The organism is Delftia sp. DT-2 (assembly GCF_028401915.1).
Classification (GTDB): domain Bacteria; phylum Pseudomonadota; class Gammaproteobacteria; order Burkholderiales; family Burkholderiaceae_C; genus Comamonas; species Comamonas tsuruhatensis.
On the sequence record NZ_JAQOTI010000003.1, the window covers coordinates 260,085 to 278,157 of the forward strand.

General features: G+C 65.4%; 18 protein-coding genes. 1 reads left to right on the forward strand and 17 read right to left on the reverse strand.

Annotation, left to right across the window (positions count from 1 at the left end):
* Nucleotides 1-270 precede the first annotated feature (270 nt).
* The 4 genes from PO605_RS06095 to PO605_RS06110 all read right to left on the reverse strand — a co-directional run bounded on the left by PO605_RS06095 (nucleotide 271) and on the right by PO605_RS06110 (nucleotide 2,993).
* Nucleotides 271-1,128 carry a replication initiator protein A gene (locus PO605_RS06095; RefSeq protein WP_012202390.1) on the reverse strand — a complete coding sequence of 286 codons (858 nt, stop codon included), beginning with the start codon at nucleotides 1,126-1,128 and terminating at the stop codon, nucleotides 271-273.
* Nucleotides 1,129-1,154: 26 nt separating this feature from the next.
* Complete coding sequence (locus tag PO605_RS06100; RefSeq protein ID WP_016451569.1) at nucleotides 1,155-1,445, reverse strand: helix-turn-helix transcriptional regulator; 291 nt, start codon at nucleotides 1,443-1,445, stop codon at nucleotides 1,155-1,157.
* A gap of 83 nt (nucleotides 1,446-1,528) precedes the next feature.
* Entirely contained in the window at nucleotides 1,529-2,302 is a 774-nt protein-coding gene (locus tag PO605_RS06105; RefSeq protein WP_016451570.1) for a DUF2285 domain-containing protein, read from the reverse strand.
* A 343-nt stretch (nucleotides 2,303-2,645) separates the two neighbouring features.
* Complete coding sequence (locus tag PO605_RS06110; protein WP_012202392.1) at nucleotides 2,646-2,993, reverse strand: DUF2958 domain-containing protein; 348 nt, start codon at nucleotides 2,991-2,993, stop codon at nucleotides 2,646-2,648.
* A 216-nt stretch (nucleotides 2,994-3,209) separates the two neighbouring features.
* Between PO605_RS06110 and PO605_RS06115 the strand changes: the two genes are divergently transcribed.
* Nucleotides 3,210-3,503, forward strand: coding sequence for a helix-turn-helix domain-containing protein (locus tag PO605_RS06115; RefSeq protein ID WP_012202393.1), 294 nt, complete (start codon nucleotides 3,210-3,212; stop codon nucleotides 3,501-3,503).
* Between the two features lie 364 nt (nucleotides 3,504-3,867).
* Here the strand turns inward: PO605_RS06115 and PO605_RS06120 are convergent, their stop codons facing one another.
* From PO605_RS06120 to PO605_RS06180, 13 genes are all read right to left on the reverse strand, one after another.
* Nucleotides 3,868-4,182: a DUF736 domain-containing protein gene (locus PO605_RS06120; RefSeq protein ID WP_016451571.1), complete on the reverse strand. Its 315-nt coding sequence runs from the start codon at nucleotides 4,180-4,182 to the stop codon at nucleotides 3,868-3,870.
* Between the two features lie 790 nt (nucleotides 4,183-4,972).
* The gene (locus PO605_RS06125; protein WP_012202395.1) at nucleotides 4,973-5,365 is read right to left on the reverse strand and encodes a YkvA family protein; all 393 of its coding nucleotides are present in this window, start codon (nucleotides 5,363-5,365) and stop codon (nucleotides 4,973-4,975) included.
* Nucleotides 5,362-6,309 carry a CDF family Co(II)/Ni(II) efflux transporter DmeF gene (gene dmeF / locus PO605_RS06130; protein WP_017405395.1) on the reverse strand — a complete coding sequence of 316 codons (948 nt, stop codon included), beginning with the start codon at nucleotides 6,307-6,309 and terminating at the stop codon, nucleotides 5,362-5,364. The genes PO605_RS06125 and dmeF overlap by 4 nt, the downstream gene beginning before the upstream one ends.
* Before the next feature lie 52 nt (nucleotides 6,310-6,361).
* Nucleotides 6,362-6,634, reverse strand: a complete 273-nt coding sequence (locus tag PO605_RS06135; protein ID WP_012202397.1) for a metal/formaldehyde-sensitive transcriptional repressor — start codon at nucleotides 6,632-6,634, stop codon at nucleotides 6,362-6,364.
* A 260-nt stretch (nucleotides 6,635-6,894) separates the two neighbouring features.
* Nucleotides 6,895-7,104 carry a hypothetical protein gene (locus PO605_RS06140; protein ID WP_012202398.1) on the reverse strand — a complete coding sequence of 70 codons (210 nt, stop codon included), beginning with the start codon at nucleotides 7,102-7,104 and terminating at the stop codon, nucleotides 6,895-6,897.
* A 63-nt stretch (nucleotides 7,105-7,167) separates the two neighbouring features.
* On the reverse strand, nucleotides 7,168-9,231 hold the full coding sequence (locus PO605_RS06145) for a ParB/RepB/Spo0J family partition protein (protein WP_016451573.1): 2,064 nt from the start codon (nucleotides 9,229-9,231) through the stop codon (nucleotides 7,168-7,170).
* A gap of 64 nt (nucleotides 9,232-9,295) precedes the next feature.
* Nucleotides 9,296-10,120, reverse strand: coding sequence for a DUF932 domain-containing protein (locus tag PO605_RS06150; RefSeq protein WP_012202400.1), 825 nt, complete (start codon nucleotides 10,118-10,120; stop codon nucleotides 9,296-9,298).
* Between the two features lie 710 nt (nucleotides 10,121-10,830).
* Nucleotides 10,831-11,109, reverse strand: coding sequence for a hypothetical protein (locus PO605_RS06155; protein WP_012202401.1), 279 nt, complete (start codon nucleotides 11,107-11,109; stop codon nucleotides 10,831-10,833).
* Nucleotides 11,110-11,174: 65 nt separating this feature from the next.
* Entirely contained in the window at nucleotides 11,175-11,525 is a 351-nt protein-coding gene (locus PO605_RS06160) for a DUF2958 domain-containing protein (RefSeq protein ID WP_012202402.1), read from the reverse strand.
* Between the two features lie 465 nt (nucleotides 11,526-11,990).
* A complete protein-coding gene (locus tag PO605_RS06165) occupies nucleotides 11,991-12,428 on the reverse strand; it encodes a copper-binding protein (protein ID WP_016451574.1) in 438 nt (145 codons plus the stop codon).
* Between the two features lie 108 nt (nucleotides 12,429-12,536).
* Nucleotides 12,537-12,842: a hypothetical protein gene (locus PO605_RS06170; protein WP_016451575.1), complete on the reverse strand. Its 306-nt coding sequence runs from the start codon at nucleotides 12,840-12,842 to the stop codon at nucleotides 12,537-12,539.
* 417 nt (nucleotides 12,843-13,259) lie between these two features.
* A complete protein-coding gene (locus PO605_RS06175) occupies nucleotides 13,260-16,430 on the reverse strand; it encodes an efflux RND transporter permease subunit (RefSeq protein WP_016451576.1) in 3,171 nt (1,056 codons plus the stop codon).
* A complete protein-coding gene (locus PO605_RS06180) occupies nucleotides 16,427-18,064 on the reverse strand; it encodes an efflux RND transporter periplasmic adaptor subunit (protein ID WP_016451577.1) in 1,638 nt (545 codons plus the stop codon). The genes PO605_RS06175 and PO605_RS06180 overlap by 4 nt, the downstream gene beginning before the upstream one ends.
* Nucleotides 18,065-18,073: the final 9 nt, after the last annotated feature.

The window sequence follows — 18,073 nt, forward strand, 5'->3', positions numbered from 1 at the left end:
AGCAGCGCGACGATCATGGCCTGGCCCTCCCTGTTGGAAAGCCCGGTTGTTGCCGCTGTGCTTCGCGCCGCGTGGCGGTTTTCCACCGAGGTGCGGCGCTTCTACTACCAGTTAGATGTTTTAAGTTAGGGAAGTTAGGGGAGGCCGAAACCCGCGCCGTTATTGGCTTTGCGGCCGATCCGTACTCCTGATAGCACGAGAGTCGTACTCCCGATAGCACGATACCTCGTACTCCTGATAGCACGAGCCCGTCCACAAGCTGCGCACCGTTTATCCCCGTGCCGCGAACGGCACGGGCCGGAAGGTCAGCAGCTCGGCGCTGTTGTCCGGCATCCGCTCGATGCCTAGGACGTAGCCGGGCAGCGACTGCCGCGCGACCAGTGCGCGCAGGTCGTAGGCGAAGTCTGAGAAGCGCGTGGCACTGCCCGATTTCCGATACAGGTGTCGGAAATCGAATTGCCAACCACCCGGCTGTCGCCCGCCGTGTTTGCGCACCAGCCGGTACAGCCATCGCTCGATGCCGCCCGTGAGCCGGAAATACGCTGGGTCGATGGTCAGCACCAGCGCGGCATCCATGACGCCCGCGTAAAACCAGTCCGGCAGGATCAGCTCCAGCCCTAAGGGCGTGCCCTTGGTATCGGCCAGTTCCTTCCATTCGTTGATCCACGAGAAGCGGTGCAGCCGTCTTCCCGTGGTCTCCCGAATGGACGTGGCCACCGTCGTGGATTGCAGGCGATCCAAGGCCGCCTTGAGGCGCTGGTAGTCGCGCAGCGACGTACCGCGCCCAATGAATCGCTGGATCTCGTAGGGCGTGGCCTGCATGAGCCGCGATGGACGCAAGCCCGCGTCGCGCGCCTCCACAATCTGCGAAGCCGCCCAAATGAGCACATCTGCATCCCAAATCGTGGCGATGCCATGCTCCTGCGTTCCCTCCACGCGGATCGTGATGCCGCTGGCGCGGAAGTCGATCGGCGCCACGCGCCGCGACTTCGCCAGCGAGAAGAACGGAAAGGCCATCAAATCCTGGCTGTCGCGCGGCGCCATGTCGCCCGGCAGGGCACGGAACAGGTCGAGCTGTTCGCGCTCTGGCACGAGCCGCTGCCGGGACGGCAGCGCAGGGCTGGACATGGCGAAAGCCACCCGCGCGCCAGCGGTCAGCGCGCACGGCTGTCCGCCGAATGCTGCTCGGCGTACTCGGGATCGGATGTGCTCTCGAAGCTGCGCTCGGAAGCCCAGGCATCGAGATCGGCCACGGCGTACATGACGCGGCGGCCGAATTTGCGGAACTTGGGGCCGCCGCCCAGCACGCGCTGCTTTTCCAGCGTGCGCGGTGACAGTCGCAGGTAGTCGGCGGCTTCGTCGTTGGTGAGATAACGCTGCGGTTGCGCGACAGCGGCCGAGGTGGTTGCGGGAGCGGCGGCAGGCCGCAAGGGAGCAGGACGCATGGTGAGAACCTCCATCGGTTGCAGGGCTCCGGCCACACAGCGCAACCGGATGGAGGCAGTCTCAGAAAATGAAGCTCTCTTGCTCAGGGTCGTTTTGCGTGGCCTTCAAAACGACCCTTCTCAAGCGGCGCAAGCTGTGCTAGGCGGCGATAGCCGCCGCGCATCAGCGCATCGCCGCGCCGCGTCAGGCGGCGCACCTTGGAGCGCAGGCCGCCGTCGCTGTACCAACCGGCTGCGGCATCCACGCCGAACAAGCCTTCGGCCACATCGCGCAAGGACGCACCCGCCAGGGTTGCGTCGAGCGCCTGCAAGGTGTGCAGTTCCAGCAAGGCCGAATGCGATGGCCGGGGCCGAGCATTGGCCAGCGCCGCACCGGGCGCATGGCCGCGTGCAGGTGCGGCAGCACCGCCGTGATGGGCATAGGCGACAGCCATGCCGTCCTCCAGGCCGGGTGCCAGCGCGAAGCGCAGGCAATGGCCAGGGCTGCGCGCGATCAGCACCAGCCGCTTGCCATCGTGGATCAATTGCTTGTGACCAGGGATGCGCCAGAACGCGAAGGCGGTGGCATTCTGCGGTGGGTCGGCATCGGGGTAGAGCTGCACCACGCCGGCATGGCCGGGGAGCCAGGCCGGATGCGCGTCGCGCGCATCCAAGGCTGGGTCTTCCAGCAGGCGTAAGCCCCAGCGATGCGCCGCGTGCTGTGCCGCCTGCGGCCGGCGATGACGGTGCAGCCAGTCGAGCCGGTAGTCGGGATGGCGCCGCAGGTACTCCCAGGCCAGTGCGAGTGCATCGAGCCGCAGAACGTAGAGGTAGGCGGCGGTGGGATACCAGTGCGGGAAATGGTGAGGGCTGACCATGACGAAAGCTCCTGTCGAACAGCAGGAACGTCGCCACGGGCCGATCAAAACGAAGCTATCGCATCCAGATCAAAACCATCATCTGCATCAATTCAAGCATGTAACATGCGGTGTCAAGACTGATTGGCTCCGGTGTATTGCGAATCCCGTCCGAATGCGACGACCGCCCGACCCGACAACGTCATGCGGCACAAAACACCGTGCCCGTACCCGCATAAAAGATCGTGACTGATTGGGTCACACCAGCACGGGTTGAATGCAAGAGTGCGGATTCAGACCGGACAGGTCTGGAATAAGACTGAAATAGTCCCAATACGCCCCGCTTGGCCGCAGTGCGAACGGTTCAATCGAGGATGGAACCATTCTCCTGGGCCAGCCGCAGATATTCCGACAGCGGGCGTGCCGCCTGAAAATACCGATCCCGCATCACGGGCTGCTTGCGTGGCCCGACGATGGATTCCAGATCGGACAGCTTCACGGTGCCCAGCTCGGGCATTCCCAGCCCCAGGTCGATCAGGCCAAAGGCCGTATCGCCATCGGCCGGATCGAGCGCGGCCAGCAGCCAAGTGAGATGCGCGTCCGGCGTGAACAACCGCACCACGGGCAACGGGTCGATGGAGCCGCCAGCGGCGCGATTCTGGCCGTGGGCCAGCAACTGCCTGCGCTCGTCCTCGGTGATGAGTCGGTTCATGGGCAGCCCTTTCTTGGAACAAATCCACCGAAGCGTGAAAGCGTAAAGCCGTATCGGCGGATTTGAGGAAATGCACGGATTCGGTTTTGTGCTTCCGTGAAAAACCGCAAATGCGTATTTCTGTAAAGACGTAGAAGCACGAAAAAGGATTGATTCGGAATGAATGAGTTAAAGATAACGTGGTTTTAATTGTGCTGCGAATTGACGCTTCTGTCTATGCAGAAGCGAACCGTCCAGCGCGGCCGACCGGCCGGCTCCACCACCCATGACGCCGAGCTGGCCCACGCCTTCGGCGCGGCGGTGCGTGCTCTGCGGATGGAGCGCGGCATCGCGCAGGAATCGCTGGCACACCAGGCCGGCATCGAGCGTTCCCACATGGGGAAGATCGAGCGCGGCGAGCACATGCCCACGCTGGCGATCATTTTCAAGATCGCTGGCGCGCTCGAATGCAGCACGGCAGTGCTAATGAGCGAGGCTGAAAGCCAGCTCGCAGCGGCGGCCCCGCCGTAGGCGCTGGCCCGGCCGATCCGGCGCAAGCCGGTTCGGCGGTGTTCAAGGGGCGCCAAGTGCAGCGCGGCGGGGATGGGCCTTGCGCCGATCCCCTGGAGCAAGCGACGCGCGCAGCGCCGCAGGCGCGAAGGCGTGAGGGATTGGCGCCGAATGGCCGTGACGACAAAGACGGCACGGGGCGCAGCCAGCTAAGCCCGGCGGTGCAAGGCACCGACACGCCCGGCCGTTCTTGCAGCCGCAGACTCGCCCCATGCCTCAACAGAAGCGGCCCAACATGGGCCACGCTCCTGCAATGACCAGGCTTCCATGCAGCTCTGCGAAAGCGGCACGGCGCCCCGCCGCGTGGGCGGGGCGCTGGCGGCCATCAGGCCGCCTGGGGCTTGCTGCGCGACCAGATCAGCGTGTGCGTGCCGTCCTCTTCCTCGATCAGCCGGGCATAGACCGTTGCTGGGAACGAAGGATCGTCGAGGGTCACGGACACGTAGGGCCGTTCGGCCTTGCTGACTTTCTTCCACGCCGCGCCGATGTCGAAGCCCGCCGCCTGCACGCGGAAGTCGGGGGCGTGTTCGTTGTCCCCCTTGTCGTTGGGAACCAGCTTGGCCTTGACGTTGAGGGTCAGGGTGCGCAGCGTGCCGGTGAAGCCGTCTTTGTCCGCGGTGAAGGTGCCGATGGTTGCCATGATGAATCTCCTTACGATTGAACAAGGTTCGCGCCCATCGCGTCCTTGTTGTGATCCGACCGGCGGGAGACGGGCTGGCTGCACCGCTTGCGGTCGCAACGCAGTGGAGAACCGGGAGGCGAAAAGAATTTGTCCCGCGAGGAATGCGCGCAGCGCAGGGGGAAATTGTTTTCGCCGGACGGTTGCAGCCATAAAGCCCGAGGCGCAGCCGTGCCACCGCCAGGATTCACAACAAGACAAGGACGCCTTGGGCCGAACCGCTTCGAAAGGAGACAGGGCTGACTCGGCATCCCCGCACGAACGCTGCACTGGCTCGCTCCCAGACGCGGGCCAGGTCAACACCCCAATGACGGGCGAGAACGCCCCGGTCACACCTTGCGGCGCCAGTCTTGAGGCGTGGCATGGAAGCTCCATAGCGATGCCGGGCGGGATGCCCGTGAACCGTCCTTCGTAACGTGATGGGCAGGAACCGTCAGCGTCGGGGACGGCACGCATCCGTACAACCTGCCGCAGCAAGCTCCAGCGTATTCGCCAGTTCCCCGCCCATCGCGGCGGGGGCGCCGGCTTGGCCGATCCGGCGTTGCCGGTTCGGCGGTATTCGACGGGCGTCAAGCACCGCGCGGCAGGGATGAGCCTTGCGCCGATCCTCAGGAGGCAAGCGCAGGCGCGAAGGCGTGAGGGATTGAAGCCGAATGGCCGTAATTCGGCACGAAGCACGGGACGCAGCTCGAAAGCCCGGCGGCGCTTCGCGCCGACACGCCCATGCCATTCAATATGCCCTCAGGAAAAACTAAAGATGCGGCATGAGCCAGAACCACAATGCCACCCCCATCACCAGCCACAGCGCCACGATCATCACTGCCCCGAACCGGCTCCGCGGCTTGGCGCCTTCCGCCAGCATCCATTCATCGGCCTGAATACGGCATTGCGCCAGCACATCGGATGGCAGCAGCTTCACAGTCAACCAGATCAGCACGGGCAACAAGATCACATCGTCCACATAACCCAGCACCGGAATGAAGTCTGGAATCAGGTCAATGGGACTGAGCGCATAGGCCACCACGAACAGCCCCAGCGCCTTGGCATACCAAGGCGTGCCGGGATGCTTGCCGGCAAACCACAGCGTCACGCCATCACGCTTGATCCGCCTGGCCCAAGCCTTCAAGGTGACGCCGATGCTCATGCGGCCCCGCGCTGCACTTCGATCGTGACATGCGACAGTTCGTGAATATGCGCGAGCAGTGCCTTGTAGTGCGCGGGCTCCTGGGGCTCCCGAGCCACCAGTGAGACGATGGCCGCGAAATGCCCTGGCCCCACCTGCCAGACATGCAGATCTGTAACCTCGCTTCCCGTCGGCTCCACGGCCTCCCGAATCTCCTGCCGCACTTCCTCGCCCTCGACTGCCGCATCGAGCAACACGCTGCCGGAGTCCCGGATCAGCCCCCATGACCAGCGGGCAATCACCAGCGCGCCCACCACACCCATGACCGGATCAGCCCACAGCCAGCCGTAGCTGCGGCCGAGCAGCAGCGCGACGATGGCGAATACGGATGTCAGCGCATCGGCCAACACATGGATGTACGCGGCGCGCAGATTGTTGTCGCGGCTCTTGCCTGGCACATGATGGTCGTGATCGTGGTGGTGATGTCCATGATTGTGACCGTGATGCGCATGGTCGTCCTTCAGCAGCCAAGCGCAGACCAGGTTGACGCCCAGGCCCACGACAGCCACGGCGATCGCCTGGTTAAAGTCGATATGGATGGGTTGGGTGAGCCGTACCAGACTTTCCCAAGCGATCAGCAGGGCAATCAAGGCCAGGACGATCGCGCTGGCGAAGCCGGCCAGATCGCCGAGCTTGCCCGTGCCGAAGGTAAAGCGCGGATTGCCCACATGCTGGCGCGCAAAGCGGTAGGCCAGCGCGGTAATCAGCATCGCGCCCGCATGGGTGGACATATGCCATCCATCGGCCACCAGCGCCATGGAGCCGTAGATCGAACCGGCCACGATTTCCACCAGCATCATGCTGGCCGTGAGAGCGATCACCAGCCACACCTTGCGCTCATTGCGCTGGTGGTCGCTGCCGAGAAAGAAATGGTCGTGGCCTGAGGCCGAGGGGGTATAGGTCATTGTCATCGGGGAGTCCCTGTCATCTGGAAAAGGTCGCCGGCGGGCGGCGGGTTTATTTCATGTAGGCTCGGATGACCTCGACCATTTCCTCGCCGCCCTGGCGGCGCTCCTTGTCCGTTTCAACTTCCAGGACGTGCTCGCGCAAATGGTCTTCCATCACCTCGGCGGTCAGGCCATTGACCGCGCCGCGCACTGACGCGATCTGGCGTAGCACTTCCACGCACGCCGCGTCTGATTCCAAAGCGCGCTCGATGCCTTCCAACTGCCCTTTGATGCGGCGAACACGGGCGACCAGCTTGTCTTTCTGGCGAGAGGTATGGGACATGACAGCCGACAATTAATATAGTCTAGGGGGCTATATTATAACAACAGCAAAGACGGCATGAGGCGCAGCCGGAAAACCCGACAGCGCGTTGCCGGGCGTGACGCCCGGCAATTTCAACGCCGCCGCCTGAGTGCCAGCGAAGGCGGCGGCGTTCTGATGGAGCTGTTGGGCCTTCAACACCGGGCGCGGCCACCGCCGCGCCCGGATTGGGCTTTTACCGCGCCCAGGACGGAACGGCCTGGGCGCGGTGCTGATCGCGGTTATTCCTTCGTTTTGATGAGCCACCACACGGCGCGCGGCAAGGCGCGTCCCGTGATGGGGTGAATGTCGGCGAGGTCGGCGCGCGTCGTCCAGCCCGAGGGCGGGAGGTAGCCGCACACGTCGCCATCGCCGCGCCAGCGGCGGGCGCGCACCGTGCCGGGCGCGTAGATCGCCGCCATGCGCGGGCGGCTGGTCGTGGTGCGGGTCATGGGGCGGTTCTCCTTCCAGCGAAGCGCCCCGGTCAAGGCCGGGGCGATTGCCATTGGCGCGGGTCAAGCAGCCAGCGCCTCGGCGGGTTCATCCGCCATTACCTCGGCATCCTCCGGGGCGTCCTGTTCCGGGCCTTCCTCCTGCGCAGCTCCCTGCGAGCCTATGGCCTTGAAGATGGCGGGCATCCAGCCCGTACCATCGGCCAGTCGTTCGGCTTCGCTGGCAATGTCGGCTTTCTTCAGCTTTGCCAACCGGGTGACGTGCTCGGGCGCGTACTCGCCCACGGCTCGCAGAATCACGGCCTTTGGAACATGCCGGAAATACCCCTCGGCAGTCGGCTGCCACCACGCGGCCATGTCCAGCCCCACGGCCTGCGCTAGTTCCGCGCCCGGCTGCTGCACCGTGGCACGCGGCGTCACCACGTCCACCGTCGAAGCCACGCACACGGCCAGCAGCTTGACCAGTTCGCCTTGCTCCATCGCCAGCAGCGCAGCGAACAGTTCGGCGCTGTCCTCGGGCAGCTTCTCGCCCCATGCCTGCTGCGCCTCGTGCAGAGCCACAGCAGCAGGCGATTCCGGCCAGTCCGGGGCCATGCCTTCCAGCCTGTCCTGCACCGTGAGGCGAACCCCCAGCGGCAGATCGTGGCCGTAGTGACTGCCCTGCAAGATGGTTTGCACCATGCCATGCACCAGCGCCGCCAGCGCCACCTGCGGATGCCGGGCGACTTCGGTTTGCAGCGCGGCGGTGCGGTGGGCGCTCAAGCGTTGGGCCAGCCGGTCGGACATGGCTGCGGCCTTGGGTGCTTCGTCGGCATCTTCGCCGTCGTCGTCGCCTTCGATTTCCGCGCCGCTAAAACCTTGGCGCAGCTTCTCCAGCGTGCGCAGCGCCTTGGCCTCGGCTTCGCGCAGCAACCCGCGATGAATGACGGCTTCGCCGTTGCGGTCGATGGTGACGATGGCACCGGCTGCGGCCTTCACGCTCGCGGCATAGTCCAGCAAGCCATCCTCCAATGCCTGCAACTGCTCGCCCAGGCGCTCGCCTTCTTCCTGCAAGGCTTCGGCCTTGTCCTCGTCGTCGGCGTCCATCGCGGCATCAATGGCTTCGGCCACTTCCTGCATCTTGGCCTGCAACTTCTCGATGCGCTGTGCGTCGCGCTTGCCCGGTGCGCGGCGCTCCCTCGGCGCACGCTGAAAGGCGTGCAGGTCGGCATGGGTCACGCCCGGCGTGGCATCCACCCATGCCCAGCCCTCGGTGCGGATTGTGTCGGCAATGCTCGCCAGCTTCTGGCGCACCAGCGTTTCCAGCAGAGCGGCATCGTTGAGGTACACGCCCGCATCGCCTTCCGCGAACAGGTCGCGGCGGATGCCTCCGCCTGCCTGCTCGTAGGTGTCCAACCCGACAAAGCGCACCAGCGGATGCGATGCCCCAATCTCGCGCTCGGTCAGCCGCTCGCGCAAGTTGGACGGGTTGCGCTGCCACTGTGGCGCATCATAGAACGCGGCCTCCTGCGCGGCGTGGTCGTCGGTGATGGACAGCGCCATCAACTGATCCAGCGTCACGGCATCGGCGCGATAGTCGGCCATCAGGCGGGGCGAGACATTCGCCAGCTTCAAGCGGCGCTGCACCACCAGCGGCGTGACGGAGAAATCCGCCGCAATGTCCTCGATGGGCCGGCCCTCGGCCACCAATGCCGCAAACGCTTCAAACTGATCTGCGGGGTGCATGGCTTCGCGCTGCACGTTTTCGGTGAGGCTGGCCGTGCGGGCCGTGCCATCGGCCACCTGCAGGCAAGGCACCTCCCAATCCTTGGCGATGCGGTGTTTCTTCGCCAGCAGCTTGAGGGCTGCAAGGCGTCGGCCACCGGCCACCACCTCGTAATGCTCGCCATCAGCGGCGGGAATCACGATCAGGTTTTGCAGCAGGCCAACGCGCTGGATGCTCGCGGCCAGTTCGGGGATGGACATGCGCGGGGTCTTGCGCACATTGCGGCCCGTGGGGCGCAGCACCAGCCGCGACAGCGGAACCAGAATCATGTGCTTGCTCGGGTCGGCGGCTTGCAGCACGTTCGCTGCGCTGCTGGCTGCGGTGTGGACGGCGCGGGCTTCGGTAGTGGTAACGGCGTTCATGGTGAATCTCCAATAAGTGAAACAAGGAAATGGAGGGGAACCGCCCCTCCGGCGGGGGAACGGTTCAAGCCTTAAGCTGGCGCATACCATCGGCCAGCAGCCACAGGGCACGGTTCAGCCGAATGTCGGAATCAATGCCCTGCACGGGGCGGGTCTGCTGCCTGCGTCCGTTGGTGCTGCGCCCGGACAGGCCGCCTTTGGTGAGGTTTTCTTGAGTGCGGTTGAACACGCTCCACAAGTCCGGGCGGCGGTCGTCGAAGCGGCGCGGCATCAGAATTTGCGATTCGGTGACAGGCGCTGGCTTGTCCGGGTCGTCGTACTTCAACGCCAGCGCAGCACGGGCGAACACCTCCGATTCGCCATCGTCCAAGGTGATGCCGCGCATCAGGTCGCGCGATTCCTTCACCCGCTCGAAGCCGCTCAACACCTCATAAGCGCCTTCGATGACGTGCCCGGCCACGTTGCCTTTGTGGGGTACGCGCACATCGGCCACGGTGTCACCGCACACCAGCCCATTGCTGCACACGAAGCGGAACATTCCGGCCAGCATCTGGTAGCTGCTCGTGCCGTCATGGGAGTTCAGCAGCACGATTTCGTTAGCTTCCGCGCCGTTGATCTGGCTGGCATGGCGCAGGCGCAGCATGTGTTTCGTGTGCTCGCGCTTGCCTTCATCGCGCACGCGGGTCTGCGTCACCATGAAGGGTTGAAACCCCTCTTTGCGCAGTTCGGTCAGCACGGCGGCGGTGGGGATATAGGCGTACCGCTCGGAACGGCTCTCATGCGGTGCATCCGCGAAGATGGACGGGGCCACCCTGCGAATCTGGTCATCGGACAGCGGGTAGCCGCTGCGCAGCGCCGGGGAGTGGGAAGCGAAACGGGTTGCAAGCATGTCGTTCTCCTGAACAAAAAGGCTGTTGAAGAAAACCGCACACCGGATTCCTAGATTCGGAGCCCAGCCTTTCGGCTGTTCGGTGCGGTCGGCACGAGGAACCCGGTTGGCCCTGTTGCCACCGTCCTTCCTGAGTTCATCGCCCGCGACGGTCAGGAGCGCGCGGACGGGGGCCGTCAAGGAGACAAGCGCAGGGTTGGTGCGGCCCGCAGGCGCAGCCGAGGACACGGCCCTGCGCGCCTTGACGGCACACAGCCGCGGGCTACAGTCGCGGTGAAGGTGATGAAGTCAGGGAAGACGGCTGGACATGGCAACGGCCGTCCCTACACACCGACCGCACGGCAAGCGAAGCGCGCAGGCCCGAAGCTGGAAGCCGGGCCGGAGGCGTCAGCCGAGCGGAGCGAGGGAACGATGGAAGCCCGAAGGGGCGAGACGCCGCAGGCGGCTCGATGCGCCACGCGCACGACAGCGCGACCGGCTATCTCCCAGGTGGCCGGGGACGCCCAGCCTTCAAAGTGGAATGAACAACTGGATCAGGATGAGCAAACGCGAGGCATCGTCGATCTGCGGCTGATGTTGTCTGGCCGATCCGGCGCAGCCGGTTCGGCGGTCTTTGAGGGGTGCCAAGCATCGCGCGGCGGGGATAGCCCGCAGGGCTTTCCCCTGGAGGCAAGCGAAGCGCGCAGCGCCCCGTCAGGGGCGCGTAGGCATCATGCCGAGTCGTCAGGACGCAGGCTGGATTCCGCAACCGGCATCCACGGCGATGACGAGTCCAGCAGGTATCGCGCACCGCGCGCGTACAGACCCGACAGCCCGGTGGGCTGGTAGAACCCGGTGACGCGGCGCCGGAACTGTGCGCCGTACTCGTTGGTGTAGATCACCGCGTCGCCGATCTTGAAGCGCAAGGGCTGGCCGTTCTCCGGCGCGAACGGCTTGAGCGCATCGTGCTGCGCCGTGATTTCGATGATGTAGTCGTGATGGCTGCTCATGGCATTGATCTCCTTCGATGGTCGAGAAAGCACAAGGAGCGCCTTGCGGCGCTCCCAAGGCCAGGTCAGACAGCGATCCGCCCGGCCAAGCGCGCATCGCGCGCATAGGCGCTCAACCGCTTCTCGGCGCGGAAAGACAGGTCACGCTCGATCGGCAACCCCAGCCGCCCGCGCACCGCTGCCAGCTCGCCCAGGCTGACCCAGCCGATTTCCGGCATCCCCAGGCCTAGGTCGCAAAGACCAAAGACGTGGTCGTGGTCGTCGGGATCAATCTCGGTCAGCAGCCAGGTCGCGCCCGCATCGGGCGTGAACAGCTTGACTACGGGCGCCGGATCGAAGTCCGGGTTCTCCAAGGATGCGCGGCCGTTGGCCAGCAGCAGCGCACGCTGCTCGTCGGTGATGAATGCGTAGTTCATGCTGAACTCCTGAAAGGATGCCGGGCGGAATTGCCCAGCCCCTGCGGGTCACGGCGCAGCGCAAGCCGTCAAGGGGCACGACGGCCGCAGGCCGCAAGCGCCCATGGCGCGCCGCCCTTTACGGCGCGAACGCCGTGGCACCATGGGGAGACAGCAAGCCGCCACACCCCACCATCCAGCTACACCCGGTCTTGGCAAGCGCAGCGCGCAGGCCCTGGTCAGCAAGTTGGGCCGGAGGTGTCAGCGATGAGAGCCCGCATGGGGCGAAACCCGCAGGGGTTCAATGCGCAGCACGACAGCGTGGCCGGCCATGCTCCAGTGGCCGGGATCGCCCTGCATCTGCGGTGAAACAGAAAAACGCCTTGGGTGACGATGCTGATCACCTTGATCAATTTGCAGGAAGGATGCGACTACGAAACGCGTGCGCGTTCACCGTAGTCGCAGGCTCACATCGTCTGCGGCGCGTTATTTGACCGAGGTCACGACGTAGCCGTCACCCTCTTTCTTGAACCCGACGTGGACTTTCGCGCCCACGGCGAGTTTGTCGTACAGGGCCTTGTCCTTGACGCCAAACGCCATGGTCATCGCGGGCCACCCCAGGCTCTTGACGGGGCCATGCGCAAGGGTGACCTTGCCCTGGACCGCGTCAAATTCCTTCACCACGGCATCGGCCTCATGGGCCGCGGACTTGGCGGTGCCTTTGGCGTCCATGCCTTTCATCATGTCCTGGCACTTCTTGGCATCCATGTCCTTCATGTCCATGCCCTTCATCCCCTTCATGTCCATGCACTCCTGCATGCCCTTACCCTCCATCTTCATGCTGCCCATGTCGCCGGATTGGGCGAAGGTGGCAGCAGAAAACGCCAAGGCGGCGATCAGCGTTGCGGTTGAGACGAGTTTCATGATGGATTTCCTTTTCTGAGCTTTAAAAATGGGGCCGGCCTTCTGGCAGGCCCCGGATGGAACGCGGCCACTGGGAATGGCCAGCGTTGGAGAGTCATGGGCTGGTGCTCACGACCCGGGGTTCGTGCATGCCTTGACCTGGGCCTCGTAACGCGCCTTGCGCATCCGGTTTTCTCCAGGCGTCGTTTGGGCACGCGGGCCGTGATCCAGCGGCAGCACCAGCGGGTCGGTCGGGCAGTTCACCCGCTGACCTGTGGTGCCGTCGACTCGGGTGGTACTGGCCGTTTGCGATGCTGCTGCCGCCTGTTTGGCTGCGCGTGCCTTCTCGATGGCCTGGAAGTCGGGGCCGGCCAGTGCAGGCAGAGAAGCGCCCAGCGCCAGGGCGGCGATGAGGGGGAGCAGTGATTTTTTCATGATGGTTTTCCAAGGTTGGTTGATCCAAAAAGTCCGAGAGGAGCCTCATCGGATCAATCCAGCCACCGGCAGAACGCTAGGCGTACAGGCCATCGCAGTCGACCGCCTCCCGCATCAAAGAACCAGGTCGGCGCCGGCGCCACCGTCGCAAGCGCGAGCCAGGCCACCGGAGCCTGCTCTCGCGCTTCGCATTCGCCGGTGAATGCGTGAGCCGCTGGTGCCGGTGCGATGGCACAAGCCGGGCATACCTGGCAATCGTCGGCGCTGCTGGGCAACGGGCGCGAGGCCACCATTGCCGTCATCACCGGGCCGGCGTGCTGAATCTCCTGGGCGGAAACGGCAGCGCGTGTCGCTGTGCCCAGCAGCAGCGACAGGCAAAGCACCGCCGCACCCCATGCGCGGCCGCCACCGGAGCGTTCAAGTGGCCGCATGACGACGCCTCCAGAACATCCGCCGCGATGCCTTGCGCTCGCGCGGCCGCCGCATCAACAGGTAGGCCGCGGGAATGACGAACATCGACAGCAACGGGGCCGTGACCATCCCTCCCACCATCGGCGCGGCGATGCGCTGCATCACCTCGGAGCCGGTGCCCGTGCCCCACATGATCGGCAGCAGGCCGGCCAGGATGACGGCCACCGTCATCGCTTTGGGCCGCACGCGCAGCACGGCGCCCTCGCGAATGGCATTCAGCAGATCGGCCTCGCTGGTCGTGCCGCGGCCGACTCGCTCCTGCCAGGCGTTCTTGAGGTACAGCAGCATGATCACGCCGAATTCGGCGGACACGCCAGCCAGTGCGATGAAGCCCACCGCACCCGCGATCGACAGGTTGTAGCCCAGCAGGTACAGCAGCCAGATGCCGCCCACCAGCGCGAATGGGAGCGCAGCCATGATCAGAAGCGCTTCACCGAACGCGCCGAAGGTCAGGTACAGCAACACGAAGATGATGAGCAGCGTGAAGGGCACCACTACCTTGAGCTTGGCGGTGGCCCGCTCCAGGAACTCGAACTGTCCCGACCAGGAGATTGAGTAGCCCGGCGGCAGCTTTACCTGCTTGGCCACGGCCTGCTGCATGTCCTGCACCGCGGAGCGCAGGTCGCGGTCCCGGATGTCGACGTACACCCAGCCCGACAGGCGCGCGTTCTCGCTGCGCAGCATCGGCGGCCCGTCGGCAATGCGGATGTCGGCCACGTCGGACAGCACCAGGCGCTGGCCGCGCTCGGTCACGACGGGCAGGGAGCGCAGTTTTTCCAGCGAATCGCGCATCTCGCGCGGGTAGCGCAGGTTGATCGGGAAGCGCTGCAGGCCTTCCACCGTCTCGCCGATGTTCTCGCCGCCCACGGCGGACGAGACCACCGACTGCACGTCGGCGATGTTCAGGCCGTAGCGGGCCGCATCGTCGCGCCGGATGTTCACATCCACATAGCGCCCACCCGTGAGCCGCTCGGCCAAAGCGCTGCTGACGCCGGGCACGTCCTTGAGCGTGCGTTCGATCTCTGCGGTGATGCGATCGATGGTTGCTAGGTCGGTGCCCGCGACCTTAACCCCCACAGGGCTCTTGATGCCCGTGGCCAGCATGTCAATGCGGTTGCGGATCGGCGGCACCCAGATGTTGGACAGGCCCGGCACCTTGACGATGCGGTCAAGTTCCTCGACCAGCTTGTCGGTCGTCATGCCGGCGCGCCACTGGTCGCGCGGCTTGAACTGGATCGTCGTCTCGAACATCTCCAGCGGAGCGGGGTCGGTGGCGCTCTCCGCGCGGCCGGCCTTGCCGTAGACGCTCGCGACCTCCGGCACCGTCTTGATCAGGCGGTCGGTCTGCTGCAGCAGCTCTCCCGCCTTTCCTGCCGACAGTCCCGGCAGCGCCGAAGGCATGTACAGCAGGTCACCTTCGTCCAGCCGCGGCATGAACTCGCCGCCGATGTGCTGCAGCGGCCACAGGCTGGTGGCCAGCACCACGACCGCCACCACGAGCGTGAGCTTTGGGGCGCGCAGCACCCTGTCGAGCAGCGGCCGGTAGACCGCGATCAACAGGCGATTGAGTGGATTGTTTTTCTCATCGGGGATGCGGCCACGGATCAGGTAGCCCATGAGCACCGGAATCAAGGTCACCGACAGGCCGGCCGCAGCCGCCATGGCGTAGGTCTTGGTGAACGCCAGCGGCGAGAACAGGCGTCCCTCCTGCGCTTCCAGCGTGAACACAGGCACGAAGGACAGCGTGATGATCAGCAGCGAGAAAAACAACGCCGGCCCCACCTCCGCCGCCGAGTCACCGATGACCCGCCACCGGGCCGGCCCTTCGAGCACCTCGCCGGGGTGCTCATGGCTCCAGTGCTCCAGATGCTTGTGGGCGTTCTCGATCATCACCACCGCCGCGTCGACCATCGCACCGATGGCGATCGCGATACCCCCCAGCGACATGATGTTGGCGTTGACGCCCTGGTAGTGCATCACGATGAACGCCGCCAGGATGCCCAGGGGCAGAGAGATGATCGCGACCAGCGCCGAGCGCAGGTGGAACAGGAAGATGAAGCAGACCACCGCGACGACGATGAACTCCTCGATCAGCTTGTGCGTGAGGTTGTCGACCGCGCGTTCGATCAGCCCGGAGCGGTCGTACACCGGCACGATCTCCACGCCCCGCGGCAAGCTGGACGCCAGGCCCTTGAGCTTGTCCTTGACCGCGGCAATGGTCTGCAGCGCGTTCTTGCCTGAGCGCATGACGATCACGCCGCCGACGGCTTCGCCCTCGCCATTGAGTTCGCCGATACCGCGGCGCATCTCCGGACCGATCTGCACCCGGGCCACGTCGCCCAGGCGCACTGATACGCCGGCGGCTGTCGTCATCAGCGGCACCTTCCTAAAATCCTCAAGACTCCCCAGGTAGCCCGAGGCGCGCACCATGTATTCGGCCTCGCCGAGTTCGAGCACCGAGCCGCCGGTCTCCTGGTTCGCGCGCTGGATCGCCTCCACGACCTTGGTGTGCGGGATGCCGTAGGCCGCGAGCTTGTCCGGATCAAGCACGATCTGGTACTGGCGCACCATGCCGCCTACCGAGGCAACCTCGGCCACGTCGGGCACGGTCTTGAGCTCGTACTTGAGGAACCAGTCCTGCAGGGCGCGCAGTTGCGAGATGTCCATCTTGCCGCTGCGGTCGACCAGTGCGTACTCGTAGATCCAGCCCACGCCGGAAGCGTCCGGACCGAGCGAGGCCTTAGCCTGGGCCGGCAACCTCGACTGCACCTGGTTGAGGTATTCGAGGACGCGGGAGCGCGCCCAATATTGGTCGGTCCCGTCCTCGAACAGCACGTAGACGAAGGAGTCGCCAAAGAACGAGTAGCCGCGCACCGCCTTTGCGCCCGGCACCGAGAGCATCGTCGTCGTCAACGGGTACGTGACCTGGTTCTCGACGATGCGCGGCGCCTGGCCCGGATAGGTGGTGCGGATGATGACCTGCACGTCCGACAGGTCGGGCAGCGCGTCCAGCGGCGTTCGCTGTACCGCATAGATGCCCCAGGCGCTGAGTGCCAAGGTGGCCAGCAGCACGAGGAAGCGGTTGGCGATGGACCAGCGGATCAGCTTGGCGATCATGGCTTGCCTCCGGCCGCCATCGGCGTGACGTGCGTGAGCTGCGGCAGGTCGTCCGCGCCCATGAAGAACTCGAAGCGCACGCGATCACCGACCTGCACGTTGCGCGCCGCGCCGTCGGGCGGCAGTTTGAAGTCCATCGTCATCGGGCCCCACTTCATTGTGGGAATGGCGCCGTGCGACAGGGTCAACGCGTCCTTGCCGACGCTGACGACCTTGGCCTCACCGACATGCCGTGGCGCGCTGGCGGCCACCGGGGCCGAAGGCGAAGCTGGGGCAACCACGGCCGGCTCGCTGTTCAAGCGGGCCTCGACACCCTTGAGGCTGGCCTCCGAGTCGATCAGGAACTGCGAGGACACGACGACGCGCTGCCCCGCCGACAGGCCGCGCTTGATCTCGGTCTGGCCACTGTTCTCCAGGCCCGCCTCGACATCGACCGGACGGAAGCGCCCGTTGTCTTCGGCCACGATCACCACCGTGCGTTTGCCGGTCTGGATCACCGCCTCGGTGGGCACGAGCAGCGTCTTGTCGGGCCGCATGTCCACGAAGTTCATCGTGACGAACATCCCCGGTACCAGCCGGCTGCCAGGATTGGCGAGCTCCAGGCGAGCCTTCAGTGTGCGCGTGCTCGGATTCACCTCGGGCAGGATCGCCTGCACCTTGCCATCGAAGCTGCTGCCGGGCGCGGCCGGGCTACGGGCCTGCACCTTGGCGCCCGGGCGCAGCAGCGCGGCCTGGCTCTCGGGCACCTCGGCGTTGGCCCACACGGTGGACAAGCCGTTGATGCGGAACAGCGTCGCGCCCGGCATCACCGTCATGCCTTCACGCGCCAGCAATTCGACCACCACGCCGCCGATGGGCGCGCTCAGCGTGATGCGTGGCTGGGTCTTGCCGCTGCGCTCGACCAGCGCGATCTGGGCATCGTCCATGCCGACCTGGCGCATGCGCTGGCGCGCACCGTCGACCAGCCCACCCAGGTCCGTGCCTTTCATGCGCCGTACTGACAGGAACTCTTCCTGCGCAGCAACCCAGTCCGGGACATAGAGGCTGACCAGCGGTTGCCCCTTGGCGACCGGGTCCAGCGTGGCACGCACGTACAGGTGCTCGACGTACCCGGTGGCACGCGCTTGCACGATCGCCTGGTCACGCTCGTTGAAGGCGATGCTGCCCACCGCCGACACCTGCGGCGACAGCGTGCCTTCGGTCACTTCGGCGGTGCGAACGCCGAGGTTCTGCTGGATGCGCGAGCTGACAGTGACGTTTCCCTTATCTGCATCCCCGTCGGCATAGACCGGCGACATCATCATGTCCATGAAGGGTGACTTGCCCGGCTTGTCGAACTTGTTCGCCGGTACCATGGGATCGTTGTAGTACAGGATCTTCTTGCCATTGGCGGGATCGACGTCGCCGGCCTTGAGGCCGGCCGCGATATGCCGCCGCGTGGCGTCCTCGCCCGACTCATTGGCAGGCGCAGCAACAGCGGGAGTCGCCGCTTGCGGCGATGCCATGCCACTGGGATTCGAAGGCGTGGCCGGCATGTCGGCTCCGTGGCGCATGCCGAGGGTGTAGAGGCCGTAGCCGGCGGCGCCCAGCACGCCGGCGGCGACGAGGGCCATCACGAGGTTTTTGGTTTTCATGGGAGGTCT